17 protein-coding genes are annotated in these 18855 nt (G+C 45.1%); all 17 read right to left on the reverse strand.

Annotated elements, in window-relative coordinates; genetic code table 11:
- Positions 1–191 precede the first annotated feature (191 nt).
- The gene (argB, locus tag A8708_RS28590; RefSeq protein ID WP_068669671.1) at positions 192–962 is read right to left on the reverse strand and encodes an acetylglutamate kinase; all 771 of its coding nucleotides are present in this window, start codon (positions 960–962) and stop codon (positions 192–194) included.
- Positions 963–995: 33 nt separating this feature from the next.
- Positions 996–2222: a bifunctional glutamate N-acetyltransferase/amino-acid acetyltransferase ArgJ gene (gene argJ / locus A8708_RS28595; RefSeq protein WP_068669431.1), complete on the reverse strand. Its 1227-nt coding sequence runs from the start codon at positions 2220–2222 to the stop codon at positions 996–998.
- Between the two features lie 31 nt (positions 2223–2253).
- Positions 2254–3303 carry an N-acetyl-gamma-glutamyl-phosphate reductase gene (gene argC, locus A8708_RS28600; protein WP_068669433.1) on the reverse strand — a complete coding sequence of 350 codons (1050 nt, stop codon included), beginning with the start codon at positions 3301–3303 and terminating at the stop codon, positions 2254–2256.
- 443 nt (positions 3304–3746) lie between these two features.
- Positions 3747–4619, reverse strand: a complete 873-nt coding sequence (locus A8708_RS28605; RefSeq protein ID WP_239696883.1) for a YitT family protein — start codon at positions 4617–4619, stop codon at positions 3747–3749.
- A gap of 127 nt (positions 4620–4746) precedes the next feature.
- Positions 4747–5860 (reverse strand): peptide chain release factor 2 gene (gene prfB / locus A8708_RS28610; protein WP_157265099.1). Its coding sequence is split into 2 segments (ribosomal slippage): positions 4747–5787 and positions 5789–5860, totalling 1113 coding nucleotides; the frame shifts between segments, so codons are not numbered across the junction.
- A 55-nt stretch (positions 5861–5915) separates the two neighbouring features.
- Entirely contained in the window at positions 5916–8435 is a 2520-nt protein-coding gene (gene secA, locus A8708_RS28615; RefSeq protein WP_068669440.1) for a preprotein translocase subunit SecA, read from the reverse strand.
- A 379-nt stretch (positions 8436–8814) separates the two neighbouring features.
- The gene (hpf, locus tag A8708_RS28620) at positions 8815–9366 is read right to left on the reverse strand and encodes a ribosome hibernation-promoting factor, HPF/YfiA family (protein ID WP_068669442.1); all 552 of its coding nucleotides are present in this window, start codon (positions 9364–9366) and stop codon (positions 8815–8817) included.
- A gap of 171 nt (positions 9367–9537) precedes the next feature.
- A complete protein-coding gene (locus tag A8708_RS28625) occupies positions 9538–9735 on the reverse strand; it encodes a cold shock domain-containing protein (protein WP_028556842.1) in 198 nt (65 codons plus the stop codon).
- 413 nt (positions 9736–10148) lie between these two features.
- The gene (locus tag A8708_RS28630) at positions 10149–10490 is read right to left on the reverse strand and encodes a hypothetical protein (protein ID WP_068669444.1); all 342 of its coding nucleotides are present in this window, start codon (positions 10488–10490) and stop codon (positions 10149–10151) included.
- Positions 10483–10893, reverse strand: coding sequence for a flagellar export chaperone FliS (fliS, locus tag A8708_RS28635; protein WP_068669446.1), 411 nt, complete (start codon positions 10891–10893; stop codon positions 10483–10485). Before fliS ends, A8708_RS28630 begins: the two co-directional genes overlap by 8 nt.
- Positions 10894–10927: 34 nt before the next feature.
- Positions 10928–12859, reverse strand: coding sequence for a flagellar filament capping protein FliD (fliD, locus tag A8708_RS28640; RefSeq protein ID WP_204787661.1), 1932 nt, complete (start codon positions 12857–12859; stop codon positions 10928–10930).
- Positions 12860–12904: 45 nt separating this feature from the next.
- A complete protein-coding gene (locus A8708_RS28645; protein WP_068669450.1) occupies positions 12905–13315 on the reverse strand; it encodes a flagellar protein FlaG in 411 nt (136 codons plus the stop codon).
- Positions 13316–13409: 94 nt separating this feature from the next.
- Entirely contained in the window at positions 13410–14594 is a 1185-nt protein-coding gene (gene pseC / locus A8708_RS28650) for a UDP-4-amino-4,6-dideoxy-N-acetyl-beta-L-altrosamine transaminase (protein ID WP_068669452.1), read from the reverse strand.
- Positions 14595–14629: 35 nt separating this feature from the next.
- A complete protein-coding gene (locus A8708_RS28655) occupies positions 14630–15577 on the reverse strand; it encodes a dTDP-glucose 4,6-dehydratase (RefSeq protein ID WP_068669453.1) in 948 nt (315 codons plus the stop codon).
- Positions 15578–15594: 17 nt separating this feature from the next.
- On the reverse strand, positions 15595–16260 hold the full coding sequence (locus A8708_RS28660; RefSeq protein WP_239696884.1) for a formyltransferase family protein: 666 nt from the start codon (positions 16258–16260) through the stop codon (positions 15595–15597).
- A gap of 139 nt (positions 16261–16399) precedes the next feature.
- Positions 16400–17773, reverse strand: a complete 1374-nt coding sequence (locus A8708_RS28665; RefSeq protein WP_068669457.1) for a DUF4910 domain-containing protein — start codon at positions 17771–17773, stop codon at positions 16400–16402.
- Positions 17774–17800: 27 nt separating this feature from the next.
- Positions 17801–18853, reverse strand: coding sequence for a pseudaminic acid synthase (pseI, locus tag A8708_RS28670; protein ID WP_204787662.1), 1053 nt, complete (start codon positions 18851–18853; stop codon positions 17801–17803).
- Positions 18854–18855: the final 2 nt, after the last annotated feature.

Here is an 18855-nt window from a genome sequence, read left to right on the forward strand (position 1 = left end):
TCTAGTCAAAAGCGTGAGCCAACGGAACGTGGTTCCTCTATTTCGTCCAAAAGGAGAGTTAATGCACCTTTTTAGCTAAAATAGCGCCCTCATGTTCCGTAACACTTCGAATTTCCTCTAATTCAAGGAAATAGCGGAATGACGTTCCGTTTCGCAACAATTCGCAGACCACCTAGAACGCTCCTGTACCTTTACCGTACAATACGCGTACCAATGCCCTCACCTTTCAAAACCTTGCTTAACACGTTCGGCTTCGAACCGTTCACGATAACCACTTCTTGCACTTGCCCTTGTATACAAGCAATCGCTGCACGAACCTTAGGAATCATGCCGCCATAGATGTCGCCACTTGTAATCATTTCTTCAATCTGCGCTACACTGACGACAGGAAGTACTTGCTTCTCGCCATCTACAACTTTCATGATGCCAGGAACATCGGTCACGACAACCATCTGCTCCACGCCAAGATGAGAAGCGACAGCACCAGCCGCCGTATCGGCGTTGATGTTATACCTTTGTCCGCCATCTGCACCTAAACCAACTGGCGCGATAACCGGGATGTAGCCCATACCGACAATGCCTTGAATCAGCTCCGCATTAACCTTCGTCACATCGCCTACAAGACCGACTTCGTGGCTATTCGCCACAGCCCTCGCTTCGATCAAATGTCCATCCACACCGGACAAACCAAGCGCTTTCGCACCCGTCAACTGAATACGGCGTACGATTTCTTTATTAATTTGGCCGGATAGCACCATTTCCACGACGTCCAGTACCGCTTCGTTCGTAACCCGCAAGCCGTTCACGAAACCAGACTCAATGCCGAGCTTCCCAAGTGTGTCCGAAATCGCAGGCCCGCCGCCATGTACGATGACCGTAACAATGCCCTCTTCTTGAAGGTGACGCATATCCTCAAAAAAACTAGCAGGCAGCGCCGCAAGCGTGCTGCCTCCGCATTTCATCACAAAGCAATTGTTTTTCACTGAAGCTCCCCCTTACGTCCGATATGCCGCATTAATGCGGACATAATCATAGGTCAAATCGCAGCCCCAGCCCGTTGCTTTGCCTTCGCCCATATGTAAATTCACATGAATTTGAATCGTATCTGTTTTCAAATATGCCAACGCCGCTTCCTCGTCAAACTTCACGGGGCGCGATTGCTCTAACACGGGGATATCGCCGAGGCGGATATCAACTGTGTTCACGTTCACCGGCTGCCCGGAGTAACCGACAGCCGCAATGATCCGGCCCCAATTCGCGTCAGCGCCGTATACGGCGGATTTCACGAGGCTCGATCCGATGATCGACTTCACGATCTTACGAGCCGCATCGTCGCTCTCAGCGCCGATAACCGTCGTCTCGATCAGCTTCGTCGCGCCTTCGCCATCACGCGCAATCGCTTTGGCGAGGTATTCGCCAACGTATTGGAACCCTGCCGCGAAAGCTTCCCAATCCGGGTGCCCCGGATGCAGGGAGTCGCCGCCGGCAAGCCCGCTTGCCATCACCACGACCATGTCGTTGGTGCTTGTATCTCCGTCAACAGTAATCATGTTGAACGTGTTATCTGTAATCCTGCTAAGCAATAGCTGCAGGTATTCGCTCTCAATCGGGGCGTCGGTTGTCATGAAACCGAGCATCGTCGCCATGTTCGGGTGAATCATCCCCGAACCTTTCGCCGCTCCGGCAATGTGAACTTCTTTGCCGCCAATGGTAACACGGACGCACGTTATCTTCTGCACGAGATCCGTTGTCAGGATCGCCTGGCAGAAGTCTTCGCCGCCGTCCAGCTTGATCTTCGCCGGCAGCTGCTCGATGCCGCTCAGCACTTTACCCATCGGCAGCAACTCGCCGATAACGCCCGTGCTCGTCACGCCGACGTGGTGCTCCGCCACGCCTAGTGCCTTCGCACTTGCCGCGCGCATCGCGTAAGCGTCGTCTTCGCCTTGCTGCCCCGTGCACGCATTCGCGTTGCCGCTGTTCACGATCATCGCCTGCAGTTTGCCGCTGGCCCCGATGCTCTCTTGCGTCACGCGCAGCGGTGCCGCTTGGAACGCGTTCAGCGTATACACGCCTGCCGCTGATGCAGGTACATCACAGAGGATCGCACCAAGATCATAGCGCTCCGTCTTCTTGAGTCCGCAGTGCAATCCGCCTGCACGAAAGCCCTTCGGTGTTGTTACAGTGCCCTCAGGCACGATAGTGAAGCTAACTTGATCCGACATGATCGTCTACTCACCTATCCTCATCTTCTAGTTATGGATATACCGGTGCGAACAACAATCCTGTCGTTTCGTCCCAGCCTTGCATAATATTTAAATTCTGAATCGCTTGACCCGCAGCGCCCTTCACCACATTGTCGATCACCGACACGATGGTTACACGCCCCGTACGTTCATCCACCGCGAAGCCGATGTCACAGTAGTTCGAACCCATCACTTCCTTCGTTGAAGGATATTTCCCAAGCGGGCGAATCCTTACGAATTTGCGGCCTTCATAGTACTGTTGGTACTTCTCGATGAACGCTTCCGCTGTATGTTCACCTGTTAGCGTCGCATACATCGTCGCCATAATACCACGTGTCATTGGGACAAGGTGCGTCGTGAACGTTGTCACAACCGGTTTACCCGCAATGCGGCTCAGCGCTTGCTCAATTTCCGGGATGTGTTGGTGCTTATTTATTTTGTAAGCCGATAAATTCTCATTCACTTCAGAGTAGTGTGCACCTAGGCCCAGACCACGGCCTGCACCAGATACACCGGATTTGGCATCAATGATAATCGTGGACGGATCGATCCACCCTGCTTCAACTGCAGGAATAAGTCCTAGCAGCGTCGCTGTTGGGTAACAGCCTGGATTCGCGATCAGATCACTGCCCTTCACTTCATCTCCGAACACTTCGGATAGACCGTAAATCGAACGAGCCAAAGCTTCTTCAGAAGCAGCCGGCTTTTTGTACCATTTTTCATAGTCGCTAGCGGACTTCAGTCTCAAATCCCCCGAAATATCAATTACCTTCAGGCCCGCTTCGATCAACTGAGGCGACAACCCCGCACTCACGCCTGCTGGCGTAGCTAGAAACACAACGTCTGCTTTACCAGCAATCAAATCGACATCAAGGACATCGAGGATATCCACGACTATTTCCTGTAAATGTGGAAAGTGCTCCGCAAGCGGCGCGCCTGCATTTGATGTAGAAATAACGGATGTAATCTGTACAAGTGGATGCGCCTGCAAAAGACGAATCAATTCCGCACCACCATACCCTGTTGCTCCAATAATAGCCGCTCTAATGCTTTGACTCATTCCCATGACCTCCCGATGTTCCGAAAATATATGTATTATTATACATTCGTATACATAATAATTCAATGAATTTTTTTACGCTCTGGCTTTGACCACAAATGCTTTTGGGCAAGGTATTTCAAGGCTTTCATCCGTTAAAATCGAATTAATTATAGTTAACTGAATAGTCTGACTTTATCGACTTGTATGCACATTATGCATCAATTTTCGCAAGTTGTGCATAAAGAAAGCGCAATTGTTTCCCAAGCTTCTTTCGTTACCCATGGGCTCCGCCCTATCCATTATCCCAAAGACGATAGTCAGAAGGCAAATTATGTTAGATAGAACTAAGTTATACACACTTGTACACAGGCGTTGTGCATAAGTCAGGGTATTAAGCACAATTTGCCAACAAGTTATCCACAAAAAGAACCATCAGGCATTTTTCTCCTGATGGTCCCCCTCTACGCATGGCGCTTAAACCCTTCTCCCAACACTTCATTCGTTTCACTCAAAATAACAAAAGCCTGTGGATCCACAGATTGCACGAGTGTTTTTAACCGACTGACTTCATTCTGTTTTACGACGACCATCATAACTGTCCGCGATTCTCCCGTGAATCCGCCTGAGCCGCTAAGTTCGGTTAACCCGCGATCCAAATCATACAAAATCGCCTTCCGAATTGCATCCGTATGATCCGAAATAATAAAGGCCACTTTGGCATAGTTGAAGCCGAGCTGTACGATATCAATTGTTTTGGTCGTAACGAATAAGCCGATCATCCCGTACAGGGCATTCTCTGGCGTAAACACCAGGGCGGAACTGATGATGACAAGTCCATCGAATATAGCTACCGAGAAGCCAAGGCTTAAGCCGGAGTATTTATGTAAGAGTTGTGCCGCCAGCCCAAGTCCACCTGTAGAGCCGCGCCCTTTAAAAACAAATCCTAGCCCCAATCCTACCCCAATGCCCCCATACACAGCGGCAAGCAGTGGATTATGTGTAGGTACGCCTAGGTGACTCGTGATCAGTACGCAGAATGGAAAAATAACTGATCCCACAATGGCTTTAATGCCGAATTTCTTCCCAAGCAGCCATAACGCTAACAATAAAATTGGAATATTGAGTGCCCACTGTGTGTACGCTGGATTGATCTGGGTCACTTTCTGCAAAATGGTCGAAATCCCCGATACCCCGCCTGTTGCGATTTGGTTCGGGTTCAAAAAACTATTAAAGCTTGCTGCCATAATCAGTGATCCGCTAATGAGTAGTATGTATTCGAAAGCGGTATGACTCGGACTTCCGATCTGTATGCGTGGTTCTCTTCTGCTGGCCACAGGCAGCCCTCCTTTACACATCAAAAATCCTACACCCATTAGGTGTAGGATCAACGTTTATGACATGAACCATGCACAGCCCGGCAAATCAGTTTGCTTATGTTTGGCTCGAGCCGTTGTGCAGGCTTTACTCTGGCTTCCGGATTTGGTGACGCAAATACGCGTCAATGAAGGTATCGAGATCGCCGTCCATTACAGCTCCAACGTTCCCAGTCTCCGCAGAAGTTCTGTGATCCTTCACCATGCTGTACGGATGGAAAACGTAGGAGCGAATCTGGCTGCCCCACGCAATGTCCGACTGCTCGCCGCGGATCTCTGCTAGGTGCTTCAATTGCTCTTCGATCTTCCGCTCATAGAGCTTGGAACGAAGCATCTTCATCGCTTTCTCGCGGTTCTTAATCTGCGAGCGCTCTTGCTGACAGCTCACCACGACCCCAGTCGGAATGTGCGTAATCCGCACAGCCGAATCCGTGGTGTTGATGTGCTGACCGCCGGCGCCGCTCGCGCGGTACGTATCGATCTTGAGATCCTCGGAGCGGATCTCGCCCACGTCGGTGTCGTCTTCAATCTCTGGCATCACGTCACACGATGCGAACGAAGTGTGACGACGGCCAGAGGCATCGAACGGCGAGATCCGAACGAGTCGATGCACACCCTTCTCGGCCTTCAAGTAGCCGTAGGCGTTGAAACCTGTGATCTGCAGCGTGACACTCTTCACGCCGGCTTCGTCGCCGGGCAAATAGTCGAGTACCTCGACTTTGTAGCCCCGCTTCTCCGCCCAGCGGCGGTACATCCGCAGCAGCATCTCTGCCCAGTCCTGCGACTCGGTGCCGCCGGCGCCTGGATGCAGCTCTAGAATGGCATTCAGCCGATCGTACGGCTGATTAAGCAGCAAGCCAAGCTCGAAGGTTTCGAGCTTCTTGACGAGTGCCGCGATGCCGACTTCGATGTCTTTGACGAGACCCGCATCGCTCTCTTCTTCTTCGAGTTCGACCATGACCTGAATATCCTCGAACGCATTTGTGAAGCCTTGGAATTCCTCAACAACGCTCTTGATCACGTTGAGTTCTGCGATCGTCTTCTGGGCACGTTCATTATCGTCCCAGAAGTCTGGCGCGCCCATTTTTTCCTCGAAATCCCCGATTGCTTCTAGCTTATGATCTAAGTCAAAGAGACCCCCGTAATTCGGTTAGTCGCTTCGCTGTTTCTCTTAAGTCTTGTTTCACTTCTGGTTCTAGCATGTTGTACACCTCGTTTATTCTGCTTGCATGTACCAGGGCTAGGTTGTTAAGTTTCTTACATGCCTTGCCCGTGGCACTGCTTGAACTTCTTGCCGCTGCCGCATGGGCATGGGTCGTTGCGTCCAATACGCTGCTCTTCGTCGCGTACTAACGGTTTTTTGCCGCCAGCTTCATTCTTCGTGTCAACAGCCTGACCCTCTGCTACCGCTTGGCGCTCCAGGTTGCTCTGTACGTGTGCTTTCATAATGTACATCGCGACTTCTTCACGAATGTTATCGATCATCTCTTGGAACATTTCGAAGCCTTCGAACTGATACTCACGAAGTGGATCTGTACCGCCGTATGCACGTAAGTGAATACCTTGGCGTAGTTGATCCATCGCATCGATGTGATCCATCCATTTGCTGTCTACCGCACGAAGTGCTACGACTTTCTCGAACTCGCGCATGAACTCTGCGCCAATTTCTGTTTCACGCTCATCGTACCGTTTGCTCACAAGATCTTTGATTAGCTCGATGATCTCATCTTGCTCTTTGCCCCAAATAGTTTGATCGCTAATCTGAGCATCGTCATGCAGCAAGTTATTGTTCACAAAGTTCGCAACCTCTTGCAGTTCCCACTCTTCTGGGATTTGCTCCTCAGGACAGTGTGCTTTCACGATGCGCTCGATGACGGAACTGATCATGCCCTCAATAACTTCGCGGATATTCTCGGACTCCAGAAGCTCGCGGCGCTGTTTATATATAATCTCACGTTGTTGATTCATCACATCGTCATATTGAAGGACGACTTTACGCACGTCGAAGTTGTTACCTTCTACACGTTTTTGGGCAGATTCTACAGCACGGGAGATCAATTTGCTCTCAATCGGCTGATCTTCTTCCATCCCAAGACGGTCCATCATGGCCATAATATTTTCAGCGCCAAAACGTTTCATCAATTCGTCCTCTAAGGAGAGGTAGAACTGCGAAGAACCTGGGTCACCCTGACGTCCTGCACGTCCGCGCAGCTGATTGTCAATCCGTCTGCTCTCATGACGTTCTGTACCTATGATATGCAAGCCACCAGCATCATGTACGCCTTGACCAAGCATAATGTCCGTACCACGGCCTGCCATGTTCGTTGCAATCGTAACGGAACCTGGTTGACCTGCACGTGAAACAATTTCGGCTTCCTCGGCATGGTACTTCGCATTCAATACTTTATGTTGGACGCCCTTCTTCTTCAGCATGTCGGAAAGTCTCTCTGAGTTCTCAATGGATACCGTACCGACAAGCACTGGCTGATTAAGTTTATGACGCTCTAGGATCTGCTCAACGACGGCTCTGAACTTACCGTTCTCTGACTTATACACCACGTCCGGTAAATCCTTACGGATCATTGGACGGTTCGTCGGAACGATAATAACTTCAAGGCCGTAAATTTTCTTCAACTCTTCTTCTTCCGTCTTCGCCGTTCCCGTCATTCCCGCTAGCTTGCGGTACATACGGAAATAGTTCTGGAACGTAATCGTAGCAAGTGTCATGCTCTCATTCTGAACTTTCAGCTGCTCTTTCGCCTCAATGGCTTGGTGCAACCCATCACTATAGCGACGGCCCGTCATGATACGGCCCGTAAATTCATCAACGATCATAACTTCTTCATCTTGTACTACGTAGTCCACGTCACGTTTCATAATGAAACGTGCTTTAAGCGCTTGTGTGATGTGGTGATTAATGTTTACGTTCTGATGATCAAATAAGTTCTCAATACCGAAAGCTCGCTCAGCCTTCGCCACGCCATCTTCCGTTAATGCGACAGCACGCACTTTGATATCGATCGTGTAGTCTTCTTCTTCTTTCAACGTCGAAACGAAACGGTCAGCCGTAAAATACATATCAGTCGATTTCGCAGCTTGTCCAGAAATAATTAATGGCGTTCTCGCTTCATCGACTAGGATGGAATCCACCTCATCGATTACCGCATAGTACAGTGGACGTTGAACCATCTGCTCTTTGTACAGCACCATGTTGTCACGCAGGTAGTCGAACCCGTATTCATTATTCGTTCCATACGTAATATCACAAGCATAAGCTGCTTGCTTCTCTTCGTGAGACAAGTCATGCAAGTTAACCCCTACGGTTAAGCCGAGGAACTCGTAGATTTGACCCATTTCGCCGCTATCCCGCTGTGCCAAATAGTCATTGACGGTAACAACGTGTACGCCTTTACCAAGCAAAGCATTCAAATAAACAGGAAGTGTTCCAACTAACGTTTTCCCTTCCCCTGTTCTCATCTCTGCGATACGGCCTTCGTGCAGCACCATACCCCCGATAAGTTGAACGTCATAATGACGTTTTCCTAGTACACGGATCCCTGCTTCTCTGACTACCGCAAAAGCTTCAGGCAAGAGATCATCGATTTCTTCGCCTTTCTCAAGACGTTCTCTGAACTCAACTGTTTTCCCTTTTAACTCTTCATCAGTCAGCGGTTTAATACTGGCTTCAAGCTCGTTGATGTAGTCAACGGCCTTGAGCATCCGTTTAATTTCCCGATCATTGGAATCACCAAAAATTTTCTTCACTAGTCCTAGCATCGGTGAACCCCTTTCCCTTACGTTCGTATCCTTAAATTGTACCACTTATGACAGTCTTGTAGCAACAAACGTGCCTTCTCTTCCTTCTAAAACCTATAGAAATAGGACTTATAAACCATGCTCTTCGTATTTCTAGTATGAAATGGAGTTGCCGCTAACATGCATAGCCACGTTTATGACTTTATGTTCCGAAATAAACGGCTACGCCGTCCTTCAAGAACGGGAGCGTTTATCCAGAAATATAAGACAATTTAGTATGTGAAACTTATAAAGTCTTATATTTTAAAGGAAAGAGCTTAATCCGATGATATCGAATTAAGCTCATTTGATTATTTTTTATAGGAATCTTGACTAAATGTATGAGGCAATTGATTATGAATTACATCGCCGGTTCAATTAAACCGTACTTGCCATCGTCCCGTTTGTAAACCACATTGACTGTGTCAGTCTCCATGTTCGAGAAGACAAAGAAGTTATGACCCACCATATTCATTTGGAGAATCGCCTCTTCCACGTCCATCGGCTTCAATGTGAAGCGTTTGTTACGCACGAGTTCGAAGTCCTCTTCTTCTTCCATATAGGAAGCTGCTGCGACTTCTGACTTGAATAAATCACGTTTGCCACCATCTTGGCGAATTTTACGATTTGTTTTGGTCTTATGCTTACGAATTTGACGCTCTAGTTTGTCCACAACCAGATCAATGGATGCGTACATATCGCTGTTCCGTTCTTCTGCTCTCAGTAGCACGCCACCTGTTAAGAGGATGCTTACCTCAATGCTTTGAAGACCTTTAACCACGCTTAGCTTTACTTGTACATCAGATGTAAGGGGAGCTTCAAAATACCTCTCTAGTCTATTCAACTTCTTGTCAACATAGTCTCCGAGGGCTTCAGTAACTTCAAGGTGTTCTCCGCGAATGCTAATTTCCATAGTTAAACATCTCCCTTCCTTCTTACATTATACTACATTCCACTCCAACTTCATAATTCCTTTAAATTCCGAGCTAAACCTCTAGGAAAAATATAAAAAACACCCCAGAGTATATTTCCCCAGGGTGATCTTGTTCATCGTTGTATGCGATGGCACAATATGTGCCAAAAATTATAATCTGCTTACGTTGGCAGCTTGTGGTCCGCGTGCGCCTTCTACGATGTCAAACTCAACAGCTTGACCTTCGTCTAGCGTTTTGAACCCTTCGGACTGAATCGCTGAGAAATGCACGAATACATCCCCACCATCTTCACGTTCGATGAACCCATAACCTTTTTCTGCGTTAAACCATTTCACTTTACCTTGCATATCGTACACAATCCTTTCGTTTTTAAAAATGTAAAAAGAGTCCAAATCAAAAATGTAAGCCCTTTCTTTTTGACTATACCATCTATCTGCTTGACCTGTCAATTTATAACTTTTAATAAAATTGAATATTTAGAAAATTCAAGTATTTACATCCCGTGGATAACTGCAGAATATGTAGAATCCTGTCACGGCGGGCTTCTTTACATGTTATTAACAAAGTTACTCACAGGTTTATGCACATTATCCACAGGCAGAATAGAGAGAACTATGGATAACTCGTGCTTTAACAGGTCATTTGTTCACATACTGGGGCTAGATTAGATTGCTTATCCACGGAAATCGGTAGGCAGTCGAGGAAAACGGGGGATAAAAGAAAAACCTTTTGCCCGCGGCAAAAGGTTGGTGTGGATAGACTACTTTTTCTTGTCGAAGAAATAACTATCTCCGTCATATTGGTTATCATACGCATTCTTTTGCGTTTTCCCGTTGTCAATCTTAGTCAATTGGGCTCTAGCCTGATCACGGAATTTTGTTAGCTTTTGAAGGAAGATGGGATCAAGACTCACGATCGCTTGAATACGATCCTTTAACTTCTCCTTATCCCGGGGTGAAGCCCCTTCTGTAGCGTTAATTAACGCTTGCATCAGCATGCCTCGCTGCTCCATATAACTGGAGAGCTGTTCGATATCCATCGTTGTAAGCTCGGCTAGCGCTTGCTGTGTTCGTTGTTCTAACTCAGAAACCAACTCATCCATGGGAAGCTCCAGCAGGTGCAGTACTTGCTGCGCCGCTTTTCACTTGTATGGCAGCTTGCATCCAAGTTTCTTTCAACTGAATCAGAAAACCTAACACTTCTTCAGCTGGCTCCACCGATTTCTTCATATTAGCCTCAATTAAACGATGATTAAAGTACTCATATAATCGCAACAACTCAACGGCAATTGGAGCATTACGATCAATCGTGATGGAGAATTCGCTAATAATGTCCTGTACCTTGACTAGGTTGGTGTTAGCGTCTTGGTAGTTGGTATTTTTCAAAGCCTCAATACCCGCACGGCAAAAACGAATAGCCCCATCACAAAGCATGATTAACAATTGCGCTGGGCTTGCAGTTTGAACAGTGTTCTCCAAGTATTTATTACGTTGGGCTTGAATCATGGATATTTCCCCCTAGTTTAAAGTAGGACTCTTACTAGCCGCCCATTTGCTGTGTTAGTTGTGCACTTTGTGCCGTCATTTGATTCATGTATTTTTCCATGGCTGTGAATTGATTGTAGTAGCGAGTTTCAAGTGCTTCAAGCTTGTCAGTGAAATTGTCGATGCGCGTGTTCATATCTTTTAGCGTTTTACCCATGAGATAACTAGAATCCACACTATTCGTGATACCTGCCTTAGCTGAGATGTTTTTAAATAAAGCATCAGCCTGGTCAGAAAGGCGCCTTGCCAATCCGTCACCTTTATTCGAATCTTTGACCCCGTCATTTGCGGTAAACAACGCCATCACTTCGTCCGGCTTTTCTGCTATCGCTTTCTTTAACTTGTCATCATCGATATAAATTTTACCGTTTTCTAAATAACTACCCGAAATACTTTTCCCACTAATATTGGCTGTTGATATCCCGATTTGAGAAAGGGTTTTGGCATTGCCAACAGGAAGTCCATCAACAACACTCGAGAAGGCTTGTCTAAAATTACTTAAACCACTTTTAAGTAATTGATCACCGCGGAGCATACCGCTTTTCGCTTTGGATTCCCAAATTGTGATCTGATCTTCCTTCATGGCTTCTCGCTGCTCGTCAGTAAGTGGGATGAAATCTTTATATTTCTTTTCGGAAGTCTTCGTATTAACCGTGTCAATAAGCTCGTTATATTTATCTACAAACGATTTGATGGAGTTGAAGACCGTATCCACATCGCGTGTGTTTGTGATATTAACCGCGGTTGCTGAAGTCTTTTTAATAGTAATATTCATCCCGCTGATGGCAAAGGTGTTGGTATCGTACTCAGCAGATGCCCCATTGAATTCGATTTGAGCCTTTTGGCCTTTAATTTTAAAAGACGAGAAATCTACTGTACTAGTAGAAAGATCACCTGAATCCAAGCCAAGCTTACCAACGGCGTCGTATGCAGGAGTACCAACGTTGCTAAATTTAAGAGCTTTTGCTGGATCGGCATCAGGTTTCAAGTTCGTGAAAGCAAGTTTGTTACCGTCTAGATATGCAGAAACACCTGCTACTTTACCAATATCAGAACTATTGATTTGATCAATTAATTGCCCAATAGTTGTAGTTTTAGATATTTCAAAATCTGCACTACTTCCATTAACATCAATATGGAATTTCTTGGTAGTCGTTAGATCCTTATCAATTAGTGAAGTAATACCAGTAAATAATCCACTCTTTCCAGTAACCTTTATTCCTCCCGTTTCGTCGGTAGGCGAAATTAATGGGGTTCCGCTATCACCATCATCATCAGTTGGCACTATCTTTAAGAGAGATGACAGTAAGTTAACTGGTGGAGTCTCCTCTGTGCCCATCTTTAGATCAATTGCCGCTTTGCTTCCTGTCGATGATGATGCAAAGAAGAATTTGTCGATGTTTGCATCATAACTCATCGTGACCCCTGTTGTACTTGACTTTCCATTAACTGCAGCGACTAAAGTAGCTATTGTATCATCCGGATCTACACTAATAGTCGCTGTGCCTTTTTCTCCACCGATAGTTAATGTAGTTTTTTTAGTAAAATCATTACCTGGATTGATATCTCTAAGCTTTACGGTATCGGAAGATGCATTGATTTTTCCAGAAGTGGTTGAAGCAGATGTAGCTAGCTTGGTTACTTTCAACGAGTATATACCTTCTGGTGCTGTAGCAGTTGAAGTGACTGAAAATACACTTTCATCTGCTGAAGCAGATTTCTTAGATTGGAAAACCCCCTGGCGGTTCATGTCAGATGCTGCACTACGGAAGCTTAATATTTTTGTATTAATCGCACGATAATCATCACGTTGCCATTCGAGTAATTGCTTTTGCTGCTTCAGCTTATCTTGTGGGATTTTAGCTGCTGCCATTAGCTTCTTGACTGTCTCATCGATATCTATACCGGAGTTTGAAAATCCACTCAATCGTAGTACCATATTATCCTACCTTTCATGCTGGAATACTAGCTTTTATCTCTTCTCATCGACAAGAATTCCTGCCATTTTCCAAAGCTTAGCTACAAAATCCAAACTCTTTTCTGGAGGAATTTCACGAATCGTTTCACCTGTATCCTTATCTAGCACTTTCACAGAGATTAACTTCGTTTTTTGATGAATAGAAAACTCTAGTGAAGTTGTTCTTCCTTGCATAGCTTTAATGGCGTGCTCAATTGCTTTAACGACCTGCGCATCACTAATCGTGACATTTTCACCTTGCATTTCCGCTTGTCTGAGATCTGATGTATTCGTAAAATTGGACGCAATGATTGCTGCTGCGTTACTAGTTCCAATCTCATCCACTTTATGAACTTTTACCGGTTCAGGAGAAGGTCTGCTATCTCCCGGAATTCCGAAACCACTTACAGGGTTATTAATACTCATAGAAACAACCTCCAGCCGAAAATATACATATATCTTATATATCGGATGGAGGAGATTAAGATATTAGTGAATTCACAGAGTATTTGGTTATTTTTTATTTATAAGCTTGATAAACCTTCAAAACTGCCGAAATAACATCCTGAATATCTTGCTCTGTCATTTTGGGAAATAAAGGAAACGTAATCGCTTCTTCATAATATTTTTCTGCTTGCGTACATTGACCTTTTTGATACCCCAGTTTTTGGTAGAATGGCTGATTATATACCGGAATATAGTGTACGTTAACACCTATATTTTCTGCCTTCAATGCTTCGAAGACTTCTTTTCTACTTTTTTTCAAATACCCATTTACAAATCTCAAAATATATAAATGCCAGCTCGAATTTGATTTGGCATGCTGAAAGGGTGTAATTATTCCTTCTAAATGTTCAAAAGCGTCCTGGTACGTTGCTGCAATCTCTCTTCTTCGTTCAACAAATGAAGTTAGCTTACGCATCTGTGAAAGACCTAAAGCCGCCTGAATATCCGTAATTCTGTAGTTATACCCAAGCTCTTGCATTTCGTAATACCATGGGCCATCATTCTGAAGCAACTTTGATGGATCTTTCGTCATCCCATGACTCCTAAAAAGCTGCAACTTGTCGAAGTAATCCTTAGAATCTGTAGTAATAATGCCTCCTTCACCCGAGGTTATATGCTTAACCGGATGGAAACTAAACATCGTCATATCAGCCAAAGAGCCAACTTTACAACCATCATAATCAGCGCCCAAAGAATGTGCAGCATCTTCAATAACTACTAATCCATGATCTTTCGCGATACGACTAATTTCATCCATTTCTGCAGGCTGACCAGAGAAATCAACAGCAATGATCGCTTTTGTTTTTGGTGTAATTTTAGCTCTAATTTCATTAGGATCAATATTGTATGTATCTGATTTGATATCAGCAAATACCGGAGTTCCCCCTTGGTACAGTACACAGTTACTACTTGCCAAAAAAGTAATAGGCGAAGTAATAACTTCATCCCCAGCCGTGATCTCGGCTGCAAAACACGCAGCATGTAACGCCGCGGTACCATTACAAAAAGCAACAGCATATTGTGCACCAACATAAGTTGCCACTGCCTGCTCAAACTCCGTAATTATTGGTCCTTGCGTAATAAAATTACTTTCAAGCGTTGCAATTACCGCAGTTATATCATCGCTATCAATCCATTGCTGTCCATACGGAAGCAGGGATTTTCTTACAGGATTTCCGCCATCAATAGCAAGCTTCATCTTCTAAGCCTCCAATATAGTAAACAAGCTACCTGTTAGATAAGGTAGCCTGTTCGAATCCATTCTTCTGTACGTGAAATTCCTTCTTCCAAAGTAACCTTAGGTTCCCATCCAAGAAGGTCTTTTGCTTTTGAATAATTACATAATAGTTTCTGTATTTCACTTTGAGGATGGATATGGGGGACATGTTTGATTCGGGAGGCATCCCCTACCACGAGCTTGGCTAAATCATTAACAGATATGTCACGTCCTAATCCAGCATTAACAATATGCCCATTAACACTGTCCGAATAACCCGCTTCTACAACAAAGCGAGCACAATCATCCACATACAATAAATCCCGAGTTTGCGTACCTTCTCCATAAATATTCAAATCTTTGCCTGCCAACTTATTATTGATAAAGATCGCTACTACGCCGCCTTCACCACCAGTCTTTTGAAACGGACCGTATGTATTAAAAGGACGAATAACGACGACAGGTAAATTGTATGCATAATAATACGAAAGCACCATATTCTCAGCTGCAATCTTGGAACCTGCGTATGGGGAAGCAGGCTTAGTTGGATGCAACTCCGTAATTCCTTCTTCATCTGTACAACGATCATAAACCATGCATGTGCTCATAAATACCACTTTGACTTGATGTTTACGGCACTGCTCCATGATATTGAACGTGCCAACCGTATCGTTATTGAACGTTGTTCTTGGGTCATCAATGGAGTCCTGTACATTAATCGAGGCCCCAAGATGATAACATATATCGAAAGAATGAGAAGCAAATAATCGTGTTAACAGACTTTCATCCTTGATGTCTCCGACGACCATTTCTTTGAAACCACGATGTTGTTGAAATTCCTGAACGTTCTCTCTGCTACCGTTCGAAAAATCGTCAAGCACCCAAACTTGATGGCCGTCATCCAACAAACGCTTGGTCACCCATCGACCGATAAAACCCGCTCCGCCTGTTAATAAAATGTTCACTGCAGTCCACTCCTTTACTAAAAAGCCTTGATCAGTGGAGGTTCATGGAACCCGAATTCACCATCGAGAAAGCGATCAACAATATCATTGTCAAACAGATTGTAAACTACCCTAAGATGCTGAGGATGCCAATCCTCCGTCATAAACAGCTTGCCCGAAGATTTCTGAGGTAATAATTGAACAGATTCCCCTCTGTCTAACTTGCGCAGAATCATCACAATATCTTCAGCTGCTTGTTTAACAGCACGACACGCAACGTCATGAAGACCATCACCACGTACCAGTTCCGGAACAGAATGATGAACGATCGCCCCACCGTCCAACTTTGCCGTCAATTGATGGATTGTCATTCCCGCCCAATTTGGTTTCATGAAATAGAATGGCCAAAACAGCGTCGTATTGCCGCGGTACCATGGCGACAATCCCCCATGTATATTCCACCTATGTTCCGGGAAAGACTCAAGTAGTTCTGTCGAGATTTTATGTACGCCATAAGTAAGCACGACGTCCGGTCGGATCGCACTCACCCAGTCTTTGACCTCATTGCTATTAAGCGTGTGATAATCAACGTGTAACATTGCATCCGGTTCCATCGCCAGTTGACGTGAATGCCCAAAATACCTAGTTTCCGCAGCATCACGATCAGCAAAATGACGGATGAAGTTCATGCGGTCTATTTCCATTAATCCCGAGGAGGGAGTGGGCATAAAATCTTCCCTTTTTTCTAATACAACTCCACTTAAGAATCCATGTCTTAGCAATGTTTCAGCTACAAATAAATGCCTTGGGTGAGAGCCTGTGAATAATACAACTTTCATAAGTTTATAATCCCCTTTTGTTGATAAATGGACCGTCTATAAGCTGCTTCTCTTTTAAGATTGTGATAACATGCTTTAGATCCAATATCGAACATGCACAACGATCAGCAATATTCTGCATGGTATGCTGCCCATCACTATAGTTCAAAACTGTCAGAATACGGTTTAACTGCGTACGATGATCCACAACTTCGTTATTCGAGTGACCTCTCATCGTCGGCGCATTCATATCTGGATAGAGGCCATGCTGATCCAATTTGACCTCACCGTACGGGGAGCGATTGATATAATAGCCGTCCAATTCCAGTGCTTTACATATTTGTTCAAGATCATCCAAACTACTCTGAAGAGCCTCTATGGTCATGGTCTCTTTGGTATCCAATGAATTATGGTAACCAGGAAAGCCGGAATGCAGCCCTCTTGACATTTGGCCTACCGGGAGATTAAACCCTGGAGAACAAAATTGTCGTTCATCTGAGCCGTTAATAGGCGTAAAGGCTCTTAATCTTGCATTCAACTTTTTATGATGAACCAAATGAGAAACCATCGTATCTAGTTCTGAATTCTCTCGTCTTGTTTTCTTAAAGCTCAAAGATTCCTTACCGCCTACGCAAGTTAAAACCATTCCCGCAAACAGTTTTTCTCTCATCTCTTCGCCAAACTGATGCAAATAAGCAATGGCACCAATCGTCTCGGGGGCTAGTACGAATCTATAAGTAAACCGCCGATGTTTCCATTTTGCCAATCGCATATATAAGAAAGCCGTTACAATGGGACCACTAAGTTCATTATTGGCCATAGAAGGATGACAGATGTAGGAGCTGAACATCACTTCTTGATCTGACTCCCCAGGCAAAACTACATGGGCATAATTAAGTTCACCTTGTACTAATTCACTATCGACATAGGCATGATACTGACCCTTCCCCAGTTTCTCCAATACGTTATGAGGCAGACAAAATCCCCATCGCTCCTTATAATAAGAAATCACATATGGAATGGCATCTGGCAAGTGGGGAACACTGTATAGATGATCTTTTAACTCTTCCAGCGCCAACTTTCGATTAACTGGAATACTGTAATTGAGAACATGCAGATTATGTTCTTTAAAATCCACAATCGTCTCTCCATCAGGCCCCTTCAACCACGCATCACGAATCCGCCACTCTCGGGGTACCTCCCAGTCAAACACCTTCATTCCTGTAGGCACTGCGAATTGCTCCAATGGTACATATTCCTGTAATATTGCAATTGTCTCTCTAACACCAGGGCCAGTAATACTTCTACAAATTGGGAACAGGCGGTCAAATAACCTATCCATTTCGTTTAACTCAAAAGTCTTATCCGGTGTTAGCTCCAAGCTGTCTGCTCTATCCATCGTTTACCCACCCTTTTAATCCTATTGCTATAGTATCTCCCACGTTAACGGAGTTCCCCTTGCAACATCACTTGTGACTTTCCTCCCAAGTACTAGTTCTAAATTTTTAGTTGGCAGACCTGCTCCAGGACGAATGGATTTAATGTTTTCCTTGGTTAAAATGTCTCCCTGTTTCAAATCTTGAGTCACGTATAAAGATCTTCTATGCTTTAAAGAAACCTTCTCTGCTTCTGTCGGACCGAAGTGGACTTGACCAAGACTCTTAGACACACGCTTCGTTTCGATCACCAACATCTTCATTTCATCCGGCTCCATTGAAAAAGCCGAATCCACTCCACCATCTGCACGAGATAAGGTAAAATGCTTTTCAATCACAGTGGCACCAAGCGCTACGCTACCTACACTGACACCAATACCCATTGTATGATCGGATAATCCGACGTGGCACTTGAATAATTCCCCCAAGTGTGGCAAAGTAAGCAGATTTGTATTCTCAGGGGAAGCGGGGTACGTGCTGGTACATTTCAATAACACAAGATTTTCACAGCCTGCTTCTCTTGCAGCCCGAACCGTCTCATCTAGCTCTGCAATCGATGCCATCCCCGTCGAAATTATTATTGGCTTGCCTGTGCTAGCCACCTTACGAATAAGCGTAATATCTGTATTTTCAAACGAGGCTATTTTGTAGCAATCTACTTGTAACTGTTCCAAGAAATCAACAGCTGTCTCGTCAAAAGGCGTACTGAAAGGGATAATACCTAATTCTCTGCATCTTTTGAAGATGGGCTCATGCCACTCCCATGGGGTATAGGCTTCTTGATAAAGTTTATAGAGCGAGGTTCCCTTCCACAAACTGTTTGGATCATCGATCCAGAAATCACCACTATTGATGTCAATCGTCATCGTGTCCGCCGTGTAGGTTTGCAATTTGAGGGCATCGACACCCGCTGCGGCTGCAGCTTCTACAATTTCCAAAGCTCGCTCTAACGACTGATTGTGATTCCCAGACATCTCGGCGATAATGAATGGCTCATGCGTTTGCCCGATTAAACGGTGCCCAATTTGAATATCCTTAATCATCA

The sequence above is a fragment of the Paenibacillus oryzisoli genome (genome assembly GCF_001653565.1).
Lineage (GTDB): Bacteria > Bacillota > Bacilli > Paenibacillales > NBRC-103111 > Paenibacillus_E > Paenibacillus_E oryzisoli.

What these genes read in the sequence shown, in the direction of transcription:
- argB (WP_068669671.1), bottom strand. Translation starts at nt 962, where the DNA reads ATGAAATGCGGAGGCAGCACGCTTGCGGCGCTGCCTGCTAGTTTTTTT.
- argJ (WP_068669431.1), bottom strand. Translation starts at nt 2,222, where the DNA reads ATGTCGGATCAAGTTAGCTTCACTATCGTGCCTGAGGGCACTGTAACA.
- argC (WP_068669433.1), bottom strand. Translation starts at nt 3,303, where the DNA reads ATGAGTCAAAGCATTAGAGCGGCTATTATTGGAGCAACAGGGTATGGT.
- secA (WP_068669440.1), bottom strand. Translation starts at nt 8,435, where the DNA reads ATGCTAGGACTAGTGAAGAAAATTTTTGGTGATTCCAATGATCGGGAA.
- hpf (WP_068669442.1), bottom strand. Translation starts at nt 9,366, where the DNA reads ATGGAAATTAGCATTCGCGGAGAACACCTTGAAGTTACTGAAGCCCTC.
- A8708_RS28625 (WP_028556842.1), bottom strand. Translation starts at nt 9,735, where the DNA reads ATGCAAGGTAAAGTGAAATGGTTTAACGCAGAAAAAGGTTATGGGTTC.
- A8708_RS28630 (WP_068669444.1), bottom strand. Translation starts at nt 10,490, where the DNA reads ATGGATGAGTTGGTTTCTGAGTTAGAACAACGAACACAGCAAGCGCTA.
- fliS (WP_068669446.1), bottom strand. Translation starts at nt 10,893, where the DNA reads ATGATTCAAGCCCAACGTAATAAATACTTGGAGAACACTGTTCAAACT.
- A8708_RS28645 (WP_068669450.1), bottom strand. Translation starts at nt 13,315, where the DNA reads ATGAGTATTAATAACCCTGTAAGTGGTTTCGGAATTCCGGGAGATAGC.
- pseC (WP_068669452.1), bottom strand. Translation starts at nt 14,594, where the DNA reads ATGAAGCTTGCTATTGATGGCGGAAATCCTGTAAGAAAATCCCTGCTT.
- A8708_RS28660 (WP_239696884.1), bottom strand. Translation starts at nt 16,260, where the DNA reads ATGGAAATAGACCGCATGAACTTCATCCGTCATTTTGCTGATCGTGAT.
- A8708_RS28665 (WP_068669457.1), bottom strand. Translation starts at nt 17,773, where the DNA reads ATGGATAGAGCAGACAGCTTGGAGCTAACACCGGATAAGACTTTTGAG.
- pseI (WP_204787662.1), bottom strand. Translation starts at nt 18,853, where the DNA reads ATGATTAAGGATATTCAAATTGGGCACCGTTTAATCGGGCAAACGCAT.